General features: G+C 65.0%; 18 protein-coding genes. 12 read left to right on the top strand and 6 right to left on the bottom strand.

Going from position 1 to position 17,411, the window contains the following annotated elements; all coding sequences use genetic code 11:
* Positions 1-6: 6 nt before the first annotated feature.
* Complete coding sequence (pspF, locus tag ACFWHB_RS12280) at positions 7-1,050, bottom strand: phage shock protein operon transcriptional activator (protein WP_106886962.1); 1,044 nt, start codon at positions 1,048-1,050, stop codon at positions 7-9.
* A 195-nt stretch (positions 1,051-1,245) separates the two neighbouring features.
* Between pspF and pspA the strand changes: the two genes are divergently transcribed.
* The 12 genes from pspA to hutW all read left to right on the top strand — a co-directional run bounded on the left by pspA (position 1,246) and on the right by hutW (position 12,339).
* Positions 1,246-1,923 (top strand): phage shock protein PspA, encoded by a 678-nt coding sequence (gene pspA, locus ACFWHB_RS12275; RefSeq protein ID WP_106886961.1) that lies wholly within the window; start codon positions 1,246-1,248, stop codon positions 1,921-1,923.
* Positions 1,924-1,926: 3 nt separating this feature from the next.
* A complete protein-coding gene (pspB, locus tag ACFWHB_RS12270) occupies positions 1,927-2,163 on the top strand; it encodes an envelope stress response membrane protein PspB (RefSeq protein WP_106886960.1) in 237 nt (78 codons plus the stop codon).
* The gene (gene pspC / locus ACFWHB_RS12265; protein WP_106886959.1) at positions 2,160-2,561 is read left to right on the top strand and encodes an envelope stress response membrane protein PspC; all 402 of its coding nucleotides are present in this window, start codon (positions 2,160-2,162) and stop codon (positions 2,559-2,561) included. Before pspB ends, pspC begins: the two co-directional genes overlap by 4 nt.
* 76 nt (positions 2,562-2,637) lie before the next feature.
* Positions 2,638-4,044 (top strand): YcjX family protein, encoded by a 1,407-nt coding sequence (locus ACFWHB_RS12260; protein WP_395948518.1) that lies wholly within the window; start codon positions 2,638-2,640, stop codon positions 4,042-4,044.
* Positions 4,045-4,074: 30 nt separating this feature from the next.
* Positions 4,075-5,106 (top strand): YcjF family protein, encoded by a 1,032-nt coding sequence (locus tag ACFWHB_RS12255; RefSeq protein ID WP_395948517.1) that lies wholly within the window; start codon positions 4,075-4,077, stop codon positions 5,104-5,106.
* A 222-nt stretch (positions 5,107-5,328) separates the two neighbouring features.
* Positions 5,329-6,123, top strand: coding sequence for a phenylalanine 4-monooxygenase (gene phhA, locus ACFWHB_RS12250; RefSeq protein ID WP_395948516.1), 795 nt, complete (start codon positions 5,329-5,331; stop codon positions 6,121-6,123).
* Positions 6,124-6,163: 40 nt separating this feature from the next.
* Entirely contained in the window at positions 6,164-6,502 is a 339-nt protein-coding gene (locus tag ACFWHB_RS12245) for a 4a-hydroxytetrahydrobiopterin dehydratase (RefSeq protein WP_111910999.1), read from the top strand.
* Between the two features lie 146 nt (positions 6,503-6,648).
* On the top strand, positions 6,649-8,196 hold the full coding sequence (gene tyrR / locus ACFWHB_RS12240; RefSeq protein ID WP_395948515.1) for a transcriptional regulator TyrR: 1,548 nt from the start codon (positions 6,649-6,651) through the stop codon (positions 8,194-8,196).
* A 195-nt stretch (positions 8,197-8,391) separates the two neighbouring features.
* Positions 8,392-8,940 carry a YfiR family protein gene (locus ACFWHB_RS12235; protein WP_395948514.1) on the top strand — a complete coding sequence of 183 codons (549 nt, stop codon included), beginning with the start codon at positions 8,392-8,394 and terminating at the stop codon, positions 8,938-8,940.
* Entirely contained in the window at positions 8,937-10,178 is a 1,242-nt protein-coding gene (locus ACFWHB_RS12230; protein WP_395948513.1) for a diguanylate cyclase domain-containing protein, read from the top strand. The genes ACFWHB_RS12235 and ACFWHB_RS12230 overlap by 4 nt, the downstream gene beginning before the upstream one ends.
* A 34-nt stretch (positions 10,179-10,212) precedes the next feature.
* Complete coding sequence (locus tag ACFWHB_RS12225; protein WP_106887963.1) at positions 10,213-10,701, top strand: OmpA family protein; 489 nt, start codon at positions 10,213-10,215, stop codon at positions 10,699-10,701.
* Positions 10,702-10,965: 264 nt separating this feature from the next.
* On the top strand, positions 10,966-12,339 hold the full coding sequence (hutW, locus tag ACFWHB_RS12220) for a heme anaerobic degradation radical SAM methyltransferase ChuW/HutW (protein WP_395948512.1): 1,374 nt from the start codon (positions 10,966-10,968) through the stop codon (positions 12,337-12,339).
* Positions 12,340-12,397: 58 nt separating this feature from the next.
* Here the strand turns inward: hutW and xseA are convergent, their stop codons facing one another.
* From xseA to ACFWHB_RS12195, 5 genes are all read right to left on the bottom strand, one after another.
* Positions 12,398-13,762: an exodeoxyribonuclease VII large subunit gene (gene xseA / locus ACFWHB_RS12215; protein WP_395948511.1), complete on the bottom strand. Its 1,365-nt coding sequence runs from the start codon at positions 13,760-13,762 to the stop codon at positions 12,398-12,400.
* A gap of 161 nt (positions 13,763-13,923) precedes the next feature.
* Positions 13,924-14,838: a DMT family transporter gene (locus tag ACFWHB_RS12210; RefSeq protein ID WP_395948510.1), complete on the bottom strand. Its 915-nt coding sequence runs from the start codon at positions 14,836-14,838 to the stop codon at positions 13,924-13,926.
* A 208-nt stretch (positions 14,839-15,046) separates the two neighbouring features.
* Positions 15,047-15,469, bottom strand: coding sequence for an ExbD/TolR family protein (locus ACFWHB_RS12205; RefSeq protein WP_234570431.1), 423 nt, complete (start codon positions 15,467-15,469; stop codon positions 15,047-15,049).
* The gene (locus ACFWHB_RS12200) at positions 15,469-16,224 is read right to left on the bottom strand and encodes a MotA/TolQ/ExbB proton channel family protein (protein WP_395948509.1); all 756 of its coding nucleotides are present in this window, start codon (positions 16,222-16,224) and stop codon (positions 15,469-15,471) included. Before ACFWHB_RS12200 ends, ACFWHB_RS12205 begins: the two co-directional genes overlap by 1 nt.
* A 3-nt stretch (positions 16,225-16,227) precedes the next feature.
* Positions 16,228-16,995 (bottom strand): energy transducer TonB, encoded by a 768-nt coding sequence (locus tag ACFWHB_RS12195; protein ID WP_395948508.1) that lies wholly within the window; start codon positions 16,993-16,995, stop codon positions 16,228-16,230.
* Between the last annotated feature and the right edge of the window lie 416 nt (positions 16,996-17,411).

Genomic DNA, 17,411 nt, shown 5'->3' with positions numbered 1-17,411 from the left:
AGAGGGTCAGTCGTTGTCCATGTTGCCATTGTTGTCATCCCCTTCGAGCAGCTGGTATTTGCGCAGCATGCCCCTGAACTGGTGGTAGCTCAGGGTCAGCAATTGGGCGGCTTTGCGCTGATTATACTGGGATTGCTGCATCGCTTGCTTGAGTAAATTAATCTCGTATTCCGCGACCGCCCCCTTGAGATCCAGTGGCAGGCTCATGGCCTGGGGGCCGCTTGCCGAGGTCGCCTCGGTGGTGACCGGGGACGGGCTGCCGGTACGGGGGCGCCAGGGGGAGTCGAAGGGGTTGATCACCAGCTCCGAGAGCGGCAACTGCGGATTGCCCTGACGGTAGAGGCTGCGCTCCACTACATTCTTGAGCTCCCGCACGTTGCCGGGCCAGGGGTAATCTTGCAGCAACTGGGTCGCCTTGCGGGAGAAGCCGGCAAACAGCGGATACCCCAGCTCCCGGGTCATGCCGTGGGCGAAGTGCTCCGCCAGCATCAGGATATCTTCTCGCCGCTCCCGCAGCGGGGGCAGGGTGATGACGTCGAAGGCCAGCCGGTCCAGCAGATCGTGACGAAACTGTCCCCGGGCCGCCAGCTGCGGCAGATCCTCGTTGGTGGCGCACACCAGGCGCACATCCACCTTGAGTGCCTTGGCGCCGCCCACCCGCTCGAATTCACCGTACTCTATGACCCGCAGCAGCTTCTCCTGCACCCGGGCGCTGGTGGTGGCCAGCTCGTCAAGGAACAGGGTGCCGCCATCGGCCCGCTCGAAGCGACCCTGATGACGCTTGGCGGCGCCGGTGAAGGATCCCGCCTCGTGGCCGAACAGCTCGGTTTCCAGCAGGCTCTCGCTCAAGGTGGCGCAATTGATGGTGACAAAGCTTTGATCCCAGCGATCCGAGAGATAATGTAGGCGGTGGGCGATGAGCTCCTTGCCGGTCCCCCGCTCGCCGATGATCAGCACGGGTTTGCGCAGAGGGGCGAGTCGCGAGGCCTGCTCGATGATCTCTAGAAACGCGTTGGACTCACCCAACAGACTTTCCGTGGCCGTGGTCATCCTGATCCCTGTTCGTTGAAAAATCTGGTTAATCTTACCAAAAGTTGGTTATTTTAGTCATCTCTTGTTCCGGGTGTCTTGAAACTCATGGAGAGTGCCCATATAAATCAACAAGTTAATTATTGTTCCAGATTGGCACACAAGTTGCCATTGTCAATGGAGAAACAACCCAATGCCCATCACAGGAGTACAACCATGAGTATTTTTTCCCGCCTGGCCGACATCATCAATTCCAATCTGACGTCCCTGCTGGACAAGGCCGAGGATCCCCAGAAGATGGTGCGCCTGATCATCCAGGAGATGGAAGATGAACTGGTGAAGGAGCGCTCCAACCTGGCCCGCTTCCTCGCCAACCAGAAAGAGATCGGCCGTCAGGTCAGCCGCCATCAGGAGCGGGTGAACGAATGGCAGGCCAAGGCCGAGCTGGCCCTGACCAAGGGGCGCGAGGATCTGGCCCGTGCCGCCCTCATCGAGAAGAACAAGCAGAGCGAGCTTGCCGAGGCGCTCTATCGCGAGCAGCAGGCGGTGGACAGCGGCATCGACAAGCTGGGCGACGAGATCCGCCAGCTGGAAGCCAAGCTCGAAGACGCCCGTGCCCGCCAGAAGGCGATGGCCATTCGCAGCGAGGCCGCCAGCAGCCGTTTGAACGTGCAGAGCCAGGTGGCCCGTGGCGACAGCCAGGCCGTGGTCAGCAAGTTCGAGCGCATGGAGCGCCGCATCGACGAGATGGAGGCCCGCGCCGATCTCGGCCAGTCCGACAAGGCGCTGGCCCAGCAGTTTGCCGAGCTGGAAGCGGACGATCAGATCAGCCGCGAGCTCGAGGCCATGCGCCAGAAGCTCGGCCAGAGCGACACCGCCTCGAAAGGAGAGTGATGAATGGAAGACATTCTTGGGATATTGGCGACGCCACTCATCGTCTTCATGGTCATAGTGGCCCCCATCTGGCTGGTGCTGCACTATCGCGCCAAGGGCCGGATCGGTGCGGGTCTCGCCGACAATGAGCGGGAGCAGTTGCAGGGCCTGCTGGTCCGTGCCGAGAAGATGCAGGAGAGAGTCGGGGCACTGGAATCCATTCTGGATGCCGAGGTCCCCGGTTGGAGGAACAAGGTATGAGCGCCTCGAATAACTCTCGCAATCTCTACCGGGATCCCCAGAAGGGCAAGATAGCCGGCGTCTGCGCCGGTCTTGCCGACTACTTCGGGGTGGAGACCTGGATAGTGCGGCTGCTGGCCATCACAGGCCTCATCTTCGCCGGTTTTATCACCTTTACCGCCTACATTGCCGCCTGGTTTCTGCTCGACAAGAAGCCGGTCACCCTCTACGGGGAGCAGGAGGCGGATTTTGCCGAGGTGCGCATGAAGGCGCGCAGCTGGCAGGCGGGGGTCACCCCCCATCAGGCGCTCGGCCGCATCGCCCAGGAGCTCGACACGCTCGAGCCCAGACTGCAGCGCATCGAGAAGCTGGTGACCTCAAAGGAGTTCACCCTGCAGCGCGAGTTCAGCAAGCTCTGAGTACCGCAAGGGCGCGGGGCCCTGGCCCCGGCCCTTATCCCCATGGTTCGGTTGTGACAGGAGAAAAAGACCCGCCTTGATACGCAACAAACTAGAGCAGAAGTGGTCTGTGCTGCAGCACAAGGCCTTTGAGGTGGTGAACCGGGCTCGGGATCGCCACATCCGGCTGGCGGTCACCGGCCTGTCCCGCAGCGGCAAGACCGCCTTCATCACGGCGTTGGTCAATCAGCTGGAGCACGCCGCCATCGACGGTCGTCTGCCCCTGTGGGATGCCCAGCGCCAGGGGCGGATCCTCGGCGCCCGCCGGGTTCCCCAGCAAAACGCCCACATTCCCACCTTCCCCTACGAGCGGGGCCTAGACGCCCTGTTCGGCGAGCCGCCCGCCTGGCCAGAGCCGACACGTGGGGTGGCCGAGGTGCGCCTGGAAATTCGCTACCGCACCCGCCATCCACTGCGCCGTCACCTGGGGGAGATCTCCACCCTTTATGTGGATCTGGTGGACTACCCCGGCGAGTGGCTGCTGGACTTGCCGCTGCTGGATCTCGACTACGAGCAGTGGAGCGAGCAGGTAGCAAGCCAGTTGCGTCGCCCCGAGCTGCAGGCCCTGGCCGCCGACTGGCTGACCCCCGGCTGGCAGGCCGAGCAAGCCTTCGAGGAGCGGCCGGCCTGCCAGCTGGCGGAGCGTTACACCGACTATCTGCACGCCTGCAAGCGCGAGCTGGGGCTGCACCTCATCCAGCCGGGCCGTTTCGTGCTGCCGGGGGAGTATGCCGGGGCGCCGCTGCTGCAATTCGTGCCCTGGGTCTGGGACAAACCGGCCCAGGAGCCCGCCGATGGCAGCCTCTACGCCACCTTCAAGCAGCGCTTCGAGCAGTACAAGCAGCACCTGGTGCAGGGCTTCTACGAGCAGCACTTTGCCGGCTTCGATCGCCAGATAGTGCTGGTGGACTGCTTGGCGCCCCTCAACGCCGGGGCCGCCAGCTTTGGCGACATGCAGCAGGCCATCGCCCGCATCATGGAGAGCTTCGCCTATGGCAAGAGCAACTGGTGGCGCCGCCTGTTCTCCCCGCGCATCGACAAGCTGTTGTTCGTGGCGAGCAAGGCCGATCACGTCACCCCGGAGCAGCATGGGCCCCTGGTCTCCCTGCTCCAGCATCTGGTGAGCAGCGGCCGGGGCCAGGCCCGCTTCGAGGGAATAGAGACCGAATGCCTGGCGCTGGCCGCCATCAAGGCCACAGAGGTGGGCAAGGGGCAGGCCAATGGCCGCGAGTTCCCGGCCATCCGTGGCACCAGCCTGGCAGGGGAACCGCTCTTGCTTTTCCCCGGGGAGGTACCGCCCCAGATCCCGCCTGCCCAGTGGTGGCAAAGCCAAGGTTTTGATTTTCAGGCATTTCGCCCCATGCCCATGAGCGCCCATCAGGCGCTGCCCCATATCCGGCTGGACGCGGCACTGGAGTTTTTGCTCGGGGATCACCTCGAATAACCGGCGCCGCACCAAGGAGCAGAGAACAAGATGAACGATCAGACAACACAGAAGGTGCCGCTGCAAGGCAAGGTGATCCTGGAGCCGACCCTGTCGGTGGCGAGCGAGGCGCCGCCCCCGGCTCCGGCCCAGCGGCTGGAAGAGGAGAGCTTCGAGCGCCTCGAGGAGCTCGATGAGTTCACCGAAGTGGCCCAAGCCCTGACGGTGCGGCCCCGTCGCCGCCATCGCCTCTTGGGTTGGGGGCTGGGGGCGGTCGGCCTGCTCTCTCTGGGCCAGTTTGGCGCCTTCCTCTACGACCAGTTTCTTACCACCCCGCTCTGGGGCGGTGCCTGGCTGCTGGCTTCGGGCCTGGTGGCGGTGGGCACGGCCGGGGTGGTCGGGCGCGAGTGGCTGCGGCTGCGCACCCTCAAGCGGCGCCAGGATGTGCGCTCCCGCGCCGAGGACCTGCTGGCCCATCAGGGGGTGGGGCAGGGGCAGGCGTTCTGCGAGGCCCTGGCCGAGAAGAGTGGCGACAAGGGGCGGGAGGGGTATCAGACCTGGCTCGGCCAGCTCGACGAGAGCCACAGCGATCGGGAGGTGCTGACCCTCTACAGCCAGCTGGTGCTGGGCGAGCGGGACAAGCTAGCCCAGGCCCGGGTCGCCAAATGGTCGGGGGAGGCCGCCGTGCTGGTGGCCCTGAGCCCGCTCGCCACTGTCGACATGATGCTGATGCTGTGGCGCAATCTGCGGATGATCGAGGACATCGCCGATGTCTACGCCATCGAGCTTGGCTACTGGAGCCGCATTCGCCTCATCCGCCAGGTGTTTCGCAACATGCTCTATGCTGGCGCCACCGAGCTGGTGACAGAGGTGGGCATGGATCTGCTGGGGGCCGAGCTCACCGCCAAGCTCTCCGCCCGCGCCGCGCAAGGGGTGGGGGCCGGCCTGCTCACCGCCCGCCTGGGGCTGCGCACCATAGAGGCGTGCCGCCCGCTGCCCTGGTGTGCGGACGAGAAACCCAGGCTAGGTGAGCTGCGCAAACGGCTCATCGGCCAGCTGGCGGGCTATCTTCGCAAGTCATAGGGGCCATTCAAGGGCGGTGATCTCCCTGCCTGAGCCATCCCCCGGGCGGCTTGCCTCATCCACGGCAGCGCCCCGGGAAAGCACATCGAGATGTCACAAATTATTTACATCTGTGGCAGTCAGCCGACCTCGGGGTCGGCTGCTTTTTTGATGGGCAAGCCGTTACAGTGATCCTGAAGAGCAACGACAAGGGGCCTTTAGGGGCCGAAGATGGCAGGGATCATGGCAAGTAGCTACACAGCACACCAACCGGACGATCAGGGCTGCATCCACTACTCGGAGGAAGAGCAGGGGACCTGGCAGATCCTGATCGCGCGCCAGCTCGCGGCGCTCGAGGGCAAGGCCTGCGACGCATACCTGGCGGGGCTGGATAGGCTGGCACTGCCCCGGGATCGTATCCCGCAACTGGGGGAGATCAACGCCGCCCTGAGCCCCACCACCGGCTGGTCGGTGGCCGCCGTGCCCGCGCTCATCTCCTTCGATCGCTTCTTTGCCCTGCTGGCGGATCGCCAGTTCCCGGTGGCCACCTTCATCCGCCGCCGGGACGAGCTCGACTATCTGCAAGAGCCCGACATCTTCCACGAGATCTTCGGCCACTGCGCCATGCTGACCAATCCCGCCTTCGCCCACTTCACCCACCTCTATGGCCAGCTCGGGCTGAACGCCAGCAAGGAGGAGCGGGTCTATCTGGCGCGGCTCTACTGGTTCACCGTGGAGTTTGGTCTCCTGCAGGAGAGGGAGGGGCTGCGCATCTACGGGGGCGGCATCCTCTCCTCCATCGGCGAGACCGCCTATGCCCTTTCCGGCAAGCCGGTGCTGCAACCCTTCGATCTGCTGGAGGTGCTGCGCACCCCTTACCGCATCGACATCATGCAGCCCGTCTATTTCGTGCTGCCAAGCCTGGATTGCCTCTACCGCCTGGAGCCGCAGCAGATCATGGCGGCGGTGGCCGAGGCCCGTCGCCTCGGCCTGCGTCCGCCCCGCTTTGCCCCGGCCTCTGGCCGGCAGGCGAGCTGAACCCGTTTTCAACCCATTCCATTGATGAAAGGAGTCCCGAATGTCTGAACTGGCAAACCAGCGGTGCGAAGCGTGCCGCGCCGATGCCCCCAGGGTGAGCGAGCAGGAGCTGAGCGAGCTGATGCACGCCATCCCCGACTGGCAGCCCCTGGTGGTGAACGGCGAGCTGCAACTGAGGCGTGAATTTGCCTTTCGCAACTTCAAGGAGGCGCTGGCCTTCACCAACCGGTTGGGCGAGCTGGCGGAGGCGGAGTTCCACCACCCGGCGATCTTGCTCGAGTGGGGCAAGGTGACAGTGAGCTGGTGGACCCACAAGATAGGAGGGTTACATCGCAACGACTTCATCATGGCGGCACGCACGGACGAGCTGTTGAGCTGAGATCCTGCGCCTCTGCATCTCCATTGAGAGGGCCTGCCCGGTGAAAACGGGGCGGGCCCGCATTTTTATGGGGGAGCGCTCGCACTGGCGGGATCGAGTCTGTATCATCCGGCTATTCAGAATGTTAGCTAGGAAGTGTGTGCCGAATGCGTCTTGAAGTCAGCTGTGAAGACCGTCTGGGCCTGACCCGGGAACTGCTCGACCGACTGGTGGAGCACAACATCGATCTGCGCGGCATCGAAATCGATACCTCAGGCATCATCTATCTCAATTTCCCCGAGTTGGAGTTTCGCGATTTCCAGCACCTGATGCCGGAGATCCGCCGCATTCCCGGCGTCTATGACGTCAAGACCATCCCCTATATGCCCTCCGAGCGGGAGCATCACGAGATAGAGGCCCTGCTCAAGGCGCTGCCGGATCTGGTCTTCTCCCTCGACAGCAAGGGGCGGGTGACCCAGGCCAACCAGGCCGCCCTCACCACGCTGGCGCTGCCGCCGGAAGAGGTGCGCGGGTTGGCGCTCGGCTCCCTGGTCAAGGGTTTCTCCTTCGCCCGCTGGCTGGAGGCGAGCGAGATCAAGCCCCAGACCTGCAAACTCAGCCTCGGCGGCGAGGAGTACCTCGGCGATCTGATGCCGCTGTTCGTGGCCGAGGAGAAGGGCAAACAGGCCCTGGCCGGCGCCGTTGTGGTGCTCAAATCCGCCCGCCGGGTCGGCATGCACTTCAGCGCGCTGCACGCGGTGGAAGTCGGGGGCTTCGAGCACCTGCAGGCCGAGAGCCAGAAGATGAAGGAGGTGCTGGCCCAGGCCGCCAAGCTCGCGATGCAGGATGCCCCCTTGCTCATCGTGGGCGAGACCGGCACCGGCAAGGAGTTGCTGGCCCGCGCCTGCCACGGCGCCAGCCTGAGATCCAGCCATCCCTTCATGGCGCTCAACTGCGCCGCCATGCCGGACAACGTGGCCGAGAGCGAGCTGTTTGGCTACGCCCCCGGCGCCTTTGGCAACAACACCGAAGGCAAGCGCGGCGTGCTGGAGCTGGCGAGCGGCGGCACTCTGATGCTGGACGAGATAGGCGACATGTCCCCCCATCTGCAGACCAAGTTCCTGCGGGTACTGCAAGACGGCGTCTTCCGCCGGGTCGGGGACGAGCAGGAGGTGAGGGTCAACGTGCGCTTCATCTGCACCACCCAGAAGCAGTTGCTGGATCTGGTGCACGAAGGCAAGTTCCGCGAAGATCTCTACTACCGCCTCAACGTGCTGAGTCTGGCGCTGCCCCCCCTGCGCGAGCGCAAGGCGGACATCATGGCCCTGGCCCAGCAGTTCGTCTCCCGCTTTGCGAGCGAGTTGCAGCGCCCGCGTCCGCGCTTTACCCGCAACATGGCCGAATACCTGACCGCCTACCGCTGGCCCGGCAACGTGCGCCAGCTGCGCAACTGCCTCTACCGGGCCATGACGTTGCTGGAAGGGGACGAAATAGGCCCCGAGCACGTGGATCTGCCGGTGGCGGCCGACGCTATGCCCCTTATCGACGAGTGGTTCGAGGGGGGGCTCGACGAGGCGGTGAAGCGCTTCGAGAGCCGGCTGCTGGAGCGGCTCTACCCGGCCTTCCCCTCTACCCGGCAACTGGCCAAGCGGCTCGGGGTCTCCCACACCGCCATCGCCAACAAGCTGCGCGAATATGGGATTGGCAAAAAGTAACCCTGAAGGCGTGCCCCCAGGGCGCCCGTCCTGGTCTGTGGCGTTGTGCTCGCTGCGTCGGCTGCTGGCGCAGCCGATGCCAGTACGGATAGGCAGCCGCTGGGCGGCTGATAAGCTCGGTGCGACACCTATCTGGCACTCCCTCCATGGGCGTCGGACCACCCAGGTACCGACGTGGGCATAAGCGCGGGCATCATGCAGTTTTTCTCCTCTTTTCGGATCCTGGCGTGGCTCACGCCCCTGTGCTGCCTCTGGGTGCTGGCCTGCGAGGCGGCGCCGGCGACCTCGGCGGAAGTGCGCAGCGAGCTGGTGCGGCAAACCGTGCTCGATATCCTGAGCTACACCCGCTGGCCCAGCGAGCCTGCCAGGTTGCGGCTCTGCGTCGCCGCGCCCACGGAATATGCGGCGTCGCTGCTCACCATACGCCAGCAGGCCAATGGCCGCCCGGTCGATGTGCATCGCTACGAGGTCGACGACGAGGTGCTGATCCAACGCTGCGATGTGATCTATCTGGGGGTGCTGGTCCCCGAGCAGCGGCTCTCCCTGTTCGAACGTCTGCGGGGGTACGCCATCCTCAGCATCAGCGAGCAGAGCCACGAGTGCATCGCCGATGCGGTGTTCTGCCTGCAGGCCGGCAAAGAGAGGGTCCGTTTTCGGGTCAACCTGGATGCGCTCGCCCGCAGCGGCGTGCGGGTGCACCCGGCCGTGCTCAAGCTCGCCAGAGCGGATGAGGAGGCGCGATGACCATCAATCACGCCAGCCCCCGGCTCACCCTGCGCCAGAGCCTGGGGCGCACCCACATGATGATCTCCCTGACCGCCGTCTGCATGGCGGGCCTCTTCCTGACGATCACGGCGCTGCTGGCGCTGCGCCTCTATGCGGATCACAACCTCAAGCTGGTGGCGCGGGCCATCAGTTACACCGCGGAAGCGGCAGTGGTGTTCGATGACAAGGATGCGGCCAAGGATGCCCTGGAGGCCATCACCTCCCGGGAGGACGTGGCCAGCGCCCGCATTCTGCTGCCCGGCGGTCAGGTGCTGGCGAGCTGGCGCCGGGACATTACGACCCCCTGGAGCAGTCTGGAGCAACATCTGGCCCATCTTATTCTGCCGGGACCTGTGGAGCAGCCCATAGTGCGGGAGAACAAGGAGATAGCCCAGGTTCACCTGATAGGTCACGGCCAGCACCTGCTGCGCTTCCTGTTGCAGACCCTGATGGCGACCCTGCTGTGCCTGCTGCTCAGTATCCTGGGGGCGCTCTATGTGGCGCGCCGGATGCAGCGTTCCATCACGGCGCCCCTCAAGGCCCTGACCGAGGTCGCCTACAACGTCAGCCGCCAGCGCGCCCTCAAGCAGCGGGTGCCGGAGGCCAACATCGCTGAGCTGCACGAGCTGGGGGAGGACTTCAATTCACTGCTCGACGAGCTGGAAGCCTGGCAGGCCCATCAGAAGCGGGAGAACGCCACCCTGCTGCACCAGGCGACCCATGATCCCCTCACCGGTCTGCCCAACCGGGCGCTGTTCGAGGCGCGGCTGGAGCAAGCCATCCAGGCCGGGCGTACCCGGCAGGAGCGCTTCGCCCTGCTCTATCTGGACTGTGATCGCTTCAAGCAGATCAATGACAACCTGGGCCATGCAATCGGTGACGAGGTGCTCATCACCCTGGCGCGGCGGGTGCAGCATCAGCTCAGGCCCATGGACCTGGTGTGCCGGCTGGGTGGTGATGAGTTTGTGGTCCTGCTCTTTCCGGTGCATCAGGGGAGTGAGGTGCAGGAGGTGATGATGCGGATCCAGCAAGCGATGAGCACCCCCGTGGTCTTGAGCGATGGCCGTCATCTGGGGGTCGGCATCAGCGTCGGCGCCGCCCTCTACCCCGAACAGGGGGAGACGGCGGATGCCTTGTTGCAGGCCGCCGACGGTGCCATGTATGAATCCAAACGACAACGCAGGGAGGGACACAGAGACAACCAGACAACCACGTGAAATTGATATGAAAAATAATGAAAGGACAAGAATGATGACGTTTTTCAACCTGATGAGAGCAGGTCTGTTCGCACTCTTGCTCGGTGGGCTGGCGGCTTGCCAGAGCGCTCCCCAGGGCCTCACGCAGGCGCAGATCGCCGCACTCAAGGAGCAGGGGTTTCACCTGACCGACGAGGGCTGGACCCTGGATATCTCCAACAAGGTGCTCTTTGCCAACAACGTGGGGGCCCTCAATCCCGGCACCCGCCAGGTGGTGGAAGCCTTGGGCAGGGCCCTGATTGAGGTGGGGCTGAACCGGGCCCGGGTGGACGGTCACACCGACTCCAACGGCGAGGCGGCCTACAACGAGCAGCTCTCGTTGAAACGGGCCCAGTCCGTGGCCGAGGTGCTGGCGTCTGTGGGTATGCCCGCGGCCAACCTGGATATCCGTGGACGCGGTGAAGAAGCGCCGATCGCCGATAACGGCACCGCCGCCGGACGGGCGGAGAATCGCCGGGTCGCCATCATCATAGACAACGGCTGATCTGCCCAGCCCGGCGTCAGCGCCCTGATCCCGCCGCCGGGATCCTTCCTCTGGCCTGACCGCGTGTGTGCCACCACTCTCCCGCCGGAGAGTGGCTCTCTTCCTGCCACGCCTCCTGCATTATCTCGCTTTACATCTGCTCTCGCGCCCAGGCAGAGGGGGAGATGACGTCCTCTCAATGCCCCTGACTTGATCCAGCACAACACAAGGCTTAACTGATATTCGTTATCATTTGCATTATTTCCAGACGGTAACCTGCCAGTGATGACGCCACAGTTCACCCCGACCATGACGGGGCTCGCCACCCCGGATCCCCTGAAGTTCGCCTTTGGCGCCAAGACCTCGGCCCATGCCAGCCGGGGCGGCGCAGGCCCCCTGACGCTGGACGACGCCGGCTGGCAAGCCTGGTGGCAACGGCCGAGCGAGGCCCGGGAGCGGGCGCTCTATATCCATGTTCCCTTCTGCCGCAAGCGCTGCAGCTTCTGCAACTTCTTCGAAAATGGCGCCAACCCGGCGCGCATGAGCCGCTATATGGCGGCCCTGTGTGACCAGCTAAGTCGGGCGGCGAAGACGCCGCTCGTGCAGAGCAAGCCCTTCTCGGCTGTCTACGTGGGGGGCGGCACCCCCACCGACATGGCGGCGGACGATCTGGCGTGCCTCGCCGAGGCGATCCGCCGTTTTCCGCTGACGGCCGATGCGGAAGTGACCCTGGAGGGGCGGCTCAACGGCTTTGATGACGACAAGTGGCAGACGGCCCTGGCGGGGGGCTTCAACCGCTTCTCGTTCGGGGTGCAGAGCTTCAACACTGAAGTGCGTCAGCAGGCGGCCCGTTTCGACGACAGGGAGACACTGCTCGCCCGGCTGGGGGATCTGACCCGGGATGACGCCGCCGTCATAGTGGCGGATCTTATCTTCGGCCTGCCGGGGCAGGATGAGGCCCTGTGGCGCCAGGACATCGCGGATGTGATGACCAGCGGCGTGCACGGGGTGGATCTCTATCAGCTCATCCCCATGCAGGGCACCAATCTGGAGCGGGCGCAGGAGAAGGTCCGACTCGGCTGGTCCGCCGATGGCCAGCAGCGGGCGACCATGTATGCCTATGGCGCCCGCACCCTGGAGCAGGGGGATTGGCAGCGCCTCTCCTGCAGCCACTGGCGGCGAAGCGAGGCCGAGCAGAGCCGCTACAACCAGATGGCCAAGCGCGGCGCCGAGATCCTCCCCTTCGGTGCGGGGGCGGGGGGCAGCATTCATGGCCACGGCCTCATGTATGGCCGGGATCTAGGGGCCTGGCACCAGGCGCTGGCCGCCGATCTGCGAGCGCCCGGCATGGTGATGAGGCCCAACCCCAACGGGCCCATGGACGGCCTGCTGCGCGGTGGCCTCGATACCGGCTGGCTTGCCCTCGGGCGCTTGCCATCCCCCGTGCGGGCGCATCTGTTGCCGCTCTTTAAGCGCTGGCAGCAGCATGGCCTGGCCGAGCTGACCGGGGAGACACTGGCGCTGACCTTGGCGGGGCGCTTCTGGAACGTCAATCTGCAGGCAGGTTTGTTCGAATATCTGCAGTCAAATCCCTTGGGAGGGGAGGCGGCAACCCCCGCCGCTCATCCGGGCGGGGCCCGGCATCATTCGCGGGTGTAGCGGGCAGGGGCAAGACTAAGGAGGGAACGAAAGGGGGCCGCTTGACGGCCCCCTTTCGTTATTGGTTGTGCACTTCCTCCACCCGCACCCGCAGATCCCCCTCTGCGAGCATGGTGACCAGTTGCTGGCCCGGGCTCACCTGGGCTGCGCGGCTTATCACCTCGCCACTTGGCGTGCGGGTGATGGAGTAACCCCGCCCCAGGGTGGCCAGCGGGCTTATCCCGTCGAGCCGCGCACTCAACATGGCGAGGCGGTGGGCGGCCAGATCCTGGCGCTTGCTCATCAGGGTATGGAGCCGCTCCTCGGCCAGCTGGTGGCGGCGCTTGCCGGCGGCCAGCAGCGTTGAAGGGCTCCTGGCCTGCAGCCGCAGCTCGAGGTTCGCGAGGCGCCGCTCCCCCTGATGCAGGCGCAGATTGAGCAGTTGCTGCAGGCGGCCGGACAGCTCGTCCAGACGCTGGGACTGCTGCTCCAGCCGGCGCTTGGGATCCTGATGGTCGAGCCGCTTTTGCAGCAGCGCGAAGCCATGGCGGGCGGCGGTCTGGCGCCGGGAGATGGCCTGCAGCAGACGCTGCTTGAGGTGAAGCAGGCGCTGGGCGCGGGCGCTTCTGTCCGGTGCCACCAGCTCGGCGGCGGCGGAGGGGGTGGGGGCGCGCAAGTCGGCGGCGAAGTCGCTGATGGTGACATCCACCTCGTGGCCCACCGCGCTCACCACAGGAATGGCGGAGCCTGCGATGGCGCGGGCCACCGCCTCCTCGTTGAAGCACCAGAGATCTTCAAGGGAGCCGCCGCCGCGACCGACGATGAGCACATCCACCTCGGCGCGGCGGTTGGCAAGAGTGATGGCCGCGACTATCTGGGCGGTGGCGGCGCTGCCCTGCACCTGGGTCGGGTAGATGAAGACCGGCAGATCCGGCGCCCGGCGCTCAAGCACCGTCAGCATGTCGTGCAGGGCGGCGCCGGTGGCTGAGGTGACCAGTCCCACGGCGCGGGGTTCGCGGGGGAGCGGGCGCTTACGGCCCTCGTCGAACAGCCCTTCGGCGCCGAGGCGGCGCTTGAGCTCCTCGAAGCGCAGGGCCAGCATGCCGTCCCCGGCGGGCTGCATGGATTCGATGATGAGCTGGTAGTCACCGCGGGGCTCATAGAGGGAGACCCGCGCTTGCACCAGTACCTGCATGCCATCTTGCGGCCGGAACGGCACCCGGCGGTTGTTGCCCTTGAACATGGCGCAGCGCACCTGGGCCGAGATGTCTTTCAAGGAGAAGTACCAGTGGCCCGAGCTTGGCATCGCCAGGTTGGAGAGCTCCCCCGTCAGCCACACCAGCCCCAGATCCTGCTCCAGTATCATGCGCACGGCGCTGTTGAGGCGGGTGACGGTGAAGATCTGCTGTTGCCTGCTCTGGCTGGATTCGTCGAGGTGGTTCAAGGCTGGCCCTGCTGCTGTGTCCGCCGGAGCGGGGAGAAAACGATGGTGCACATCTTACCCCAGTTCAGCCCATCCGCCGAGTCCGTGTCTGTGGCAGAAGCGGCGTCTGGCTCCAGTCTGCCTGTGCTATCTGCCGAGCCACTGGGCCCGGCAGATGGCGTTCAGCCCTGTGGCTGCGCCTTGGCCGGTTTGGTGGCCCTGCTCGGGCTCACCACCAGCCAGACCGCGAGACAGACGATGGCGCCGCCCGCCACGAAACCACCGGTGAGGGTTTCGCCCAGCACCAGATAGCCCCACAAGATGCCAAAGGGCGGGATCAGGAAGGTGACCGTCAGGGAGCGCAGGGGCCCGATATCGGCGATCAGCCTGAAGTAGATCAGATAGGCGAGGGCGGTGCAGATGAAGCCGACCGCCAGCACGCTGGCCCACACCTTGGGGAGGGCCCAGTTGACGGCGGGGCCTGTCACCAGGGTGTAACCGAAGAAGGGGAGCAGGAAGAGGCAGGCGCCGAGCTGGCTGCCAAAGGCCACCAGCTTGGCGTCGAGGCCGCCCCGCTCGCTGATCCAGCGCCGGGTCAGGAAACCGGCGCAGCCATAGCAGGCGGTGGCGATGAGGCAGGCCAGCACGCCGGTGACGAGATTGCTGGTCAGGTTCACCTCTCCCGTGGTGGTGATGAGGGCTATGCCCATCAGCCCCAGCATGACGCCGCTCCACTTGCGCAAGGTCAGCGTCTCGTTGAAGAAGGAGAAGCCGATGAGGGCCCCCATCAGCGGTGTGGTGGCGTTCAGGATGGCCGAGTAGCCGGTGGGCAGCCAGAGAGCGGCGATGGCGTACATCAGGAAGGGCACGCCCGAGTTGATGATGCCGAGCACCATGATGGATTTGAGCTTGCCCTGGAACTGCATGGGGGTGCGCAGCAGCAACAGCATGACGGCGAGCCCGACCAGGGCGAAGAAGACCCGCAGGAAGGTGGTGTTGACCGAGCCAAAGGCGGGCGCCGCTATGCGCATGAACAGGAAACTGGCGCCCCAGATGGCCGCCAGCACCAGCAGTCGCACGTAATCCGATGTTCTCATTTTCTCTCCTTGAAATGAGGGGCTTGCACCCGGGACCCTGAATGCAGAGTCCGCATCATGCGGGGGTGTCCCTCTCTTGGCAACCGGGGAATGGGGGCAATGAACCAGGCATCATCCGATGCCCGGTGGCGCCGGCCGTCCAGTCCCCATCTTGGGGATCCGTCTGTGTGGCTGGCTCGTCCCGATCATCTGGCGCTGGCCCCAAGCCTCACTCGTTTTCCGGCTGACTCACGAAGGCAATCTTGTGCAGCCCGTGCCGGGAGGCCTGGGCCATGACCCTGGCGATGAGGCCGTACTCGACCCCCTTGTCGATGCGCAGCTGTATTTCGGGGATCTCGGGCTTGGTTTCGCCAGCCTCGCTCATCCGAGTGAGCAGGGTCTGCTCATCGACGGCCTGGTCGTTCCAGTAGATCTTGCCGGCGCCGTCGATGGAGAGCACCACATCTTTTTGCCTGGGTTGATGGACCTGGCTGCTGGCCTCGGGCAGCTCGAGCTTGACCGCGTTGGTGAGCAGGGGGGCCGTGATCATGAAGACGATGAGCAGCACCAGCATGACATCTATCATGGGGATCATGTTGATCTCGGACAGCGGCTGATCGTCCGAGTCACCTGGGAGTTTGCCAAAGGCCATTACATCTGCCCCTGTCTGGTGCTGTCGACGGCGGCCAGCGGCGTCACCCTGGCGTTGGTCTGCTCGACGCCGGTCACCAGCAGGGCGAACAGGTCATAGGCAAACTCGTCCAGAGCCGCCAGCTTGAGGCGATTGCGCCGCACGAAGAGGTTGTAGACGAGCACTGCCGGCAGGGCGACGGCGAGGCCGAAGCCGGTCATGATGAGGGCCTCCCCGACCGGGCCTGCCACTTTGTCCAGGCTGCTCTGGCCCGCCGCTCCTATGGCCAGCAGGGCGTGATAGATGCCCCAGACGGTGCCAAAGAGCCCGATGAAGGGGGCCGCCGAGCCGACGGAGGCGAGGAAGGTCAGCCCCTGCTCTAGGCGAAGACGCTCGGCGCTGATGGCCTGGCGCAGGGCGCGCAGCAAGAATTCGTCGGGGGAGCTCAGTGTGAGGGAGGCGGCCCGTCCCTGGGAGCGCTCAATCTGGGCAACCGCCGTCAGCGCCGCCCTCGTTATCCTGCCGCAGGCTTCCCGGGGGGGCGTCTGGGCGAGTTGGTGTGCCATCGCCTGCACGCTCTCATGCTGCCAGAACTCGCCCAGGAAGCGGGCGTTAAGGCGTTGCTCGCTATGGTCAAGCCAGAGCTTGAGCAGCCCGTAATAACAGGTGCCGAGCGACATCAGGACCAGCAAGATCAGCGGGACCAGGCCCACCCCAGTGTTTTGGCTGAGCAGATGAGCCATGCCCATGCCGCTTGTTTCGATTTCCGGATTCATGACTTATGCCCCTAACTTGAAAATAATGGTGACCCCGGCCCAGGCTGCGACGGCGTTGTCATTCTGCCTGGCCGGAATGAAACGCCAGCGGCTGACCGTCTTGCGGGCAACCATGTCCAGGCGCCGATGACCGCTGCTGCGCTCGACCTCCACCGACTCCGCCGTGCCCTCTTTGCTGACACGGACCTTCAATACCACGCGCCCCTCTTCTCCCCGTCTGCGTGACTCCGGGGGGTAGGGGGGCTCGGGGTTGTTCAATCTGGCGTCCCGGGCGATGGGGGCGCTGCTGCCCCCGCCTGTCCCGCTCTGGCTCGTCTTGGCCGGGGCGCTGTTGCTGCCGCGACTCAAGGGATTGGCCGCGGTCAGCGGTGCAGCGGGGGCCGCCTGCGTCGTCACCGGCTGGGCCTTGGCGACAGGTTTGACCACGGGCGCTGGCGGCACCTTGGGCATCGGTCTGGGGGCGGGCTTCTTGACCACCGGCTTGGGCTGCTTCTGCTTAACGGGCGTGGGCAGCTTGACGACCTTCGGCTGGGCCGGGGTGGGCGCTGGCGCCGCCGGTTTGCCCGGCGCGTCATGCTGGTTCGACTCCCCGGCCCAGCGGGCAGAGAGGGTAATGGGTTCGGGGGGCGTGACGGGGGCGGGGCGACTGCCTTGCATCAGCCACAGGAGGGCGAGGTGCAAGACAAGGGCGACGCTCAGGCAGGCAAGGTGAACCGGGCCCAATGCCTGCTGGTCGCGGCCGTGAGTCGGCCTCATTGCGCAGGCATCCATCAGCCTGCCTCCTTGCTGGTCGTCATATTCGTACTCAAATGCCCATGGGATTGGCCCCGGATCCGGGCCTTGGCGCCCAGCATGCGCCATCGGATAGCCTGCAAACAAGAAACATTATCAATCGCGTTTTAATCGCAACCCTCAGTAAACAGACAGTGCCGGACCCTGACAGGGGCGCGATAAAGAGGTGGGATGCTAGTGGCAGGCGCCGGGCTTCATTCTGGCCCGCGGCCTAAGCAGAAATGAAAGCGCTATCAATCACATATGCATTATTTGCGGGGCGATTCAGGTCACATTTCATACGTATCGACCATGAGTCGGCCTGTGCACGCCCTAGACTGGCGTGACTCATTCGAAGGCGGGAATGTAGCGGATGGGGAATGCCGGGACACACCGGCGTCACACACAAAACAATG

Source organism: Aeromonas mytilicola subsp. aquatica (assembly GCF_044336385.1).
Classification (GTDB): Bacteria; Pseudomonadota; Gammaproteobacteria; order Enterobacterales; family Aeromonadaceae; genus Aeromonas; species Aeromonas rivipollensis.
Note: the sequence above shows the minus strand (reverse complement) of the source record. Positions and strands in the feature narration are given on the sequence as shown.

Bases quoted from the DNA above. Each gene is read 5' to 3' on its own strand.
- pspF (WP_106886962.1), bottom strand. From the start codon at position 1,050: ATGACCACGGCCACGGAAAGTCTGTTGGGTGAGTCCAACGCGTTTCTA.
- pspA (WP_106886961.1), top strand. From the start codon at position 1,246: ATGAGTATTTTTTCCCGCCTGGCCGACATCATCAATTCCAATCTGACG.
- pspB (WP_106886960.1), top strand. From the start codon at position 1,927: ATGGAAGACATTCTTGGGATATTGGCGACGCCACTCATCGTCTTCATG.
- pspC (WP_106886959.1), top strand. From the start codon at position 2,160: ATGAGCGCCTCGAATAACTCTCGCAATCTCTACCGGGATCCCCAGAAG.
- ACFWHB_RS12255 (WP_395948517.1), top strand. From the start codon at position 4,075: ATGAACGATCAGACAACACAGAAGGTGCCGCTGCAAGGCAAGGTGATC.
- phhA (WP_395948516.1), top strand. From the start codon at position 5,329: ATGGCAAGTAGCTACACAGCACACCAACCGGACGATCAGGGCTGCATC.
- ACFWHB_RS12245 (WP_111910999.1), top strand. From the start codon at position 6,164: ATGTCTGAACTGGCAAACCAGCGGTGCGAAGCGTGCCGCGCCGATGCC.
- tyrR (WP_395948515.1), top strand. From the start codon at position 6,649: ATGCGTCTTGAAGTCAGCTGTGAAGACCGTCTGGGCCTGACCCGGGAA.
- ACFWHB_RS12235 (WP_395948514.1), top strand. From the start codon at position 8,392: ATGCAGTTTTTCTCCTCTTTTCGGATCCTGGCGTGGCTCACGCCCCTG.
- ACFWHB_RS12230 (WP_395948513.1), top strand. From the start codon at position 8,937: ATGACCATCAATCACGCCAGCCCCCGGCTCACCCTGCGCCAGAGCCTG.
- ACFWHB_RS12225 (WP_106887963.1), top strand. From the start codon at position 10,213: ATGACGTTTTTCAACCTGATGAGAGCAGGTCTGTTCGCACTCTTGCTC.
- hutW (WP_395948512.1), top strand. From the start codon at position 10,966: ATGACGCCACAGTTCACCCCGACCATGACGGGGCTCGCCACCCCGGAT.
- ACFWHB_RS12210 (WP_395948510.1), bottom strand. From the start codon at position 14,838: ATGAGAACATCGGATTACGTGCGACTGCTGGTGCTGGCGGCCATCTGG.
- ACFWHB_RS12205 (WP_234570431.1), bottom strand. From the start codon at position 15,469: ATGGCCTTTGGCAAACTCCCAGGTGACTCGGACGATCAGCCGCTGTCC.
- ACFWHB_RS12200 (WP_395948509.1), bottom strand. From the start codon at position 16,224: ATGAATCCGGAAATCGAAACAAGCGGCATGGGCATGGCTCATCTGCTC.
- ACFWHB_RS12195 (WP_395948508.1), bottom strand. From the start codon at position 16,995: ATGGATGCCTGCGCAATGAGGCCGACTCACGGCCGCGACCAGCAGGCA.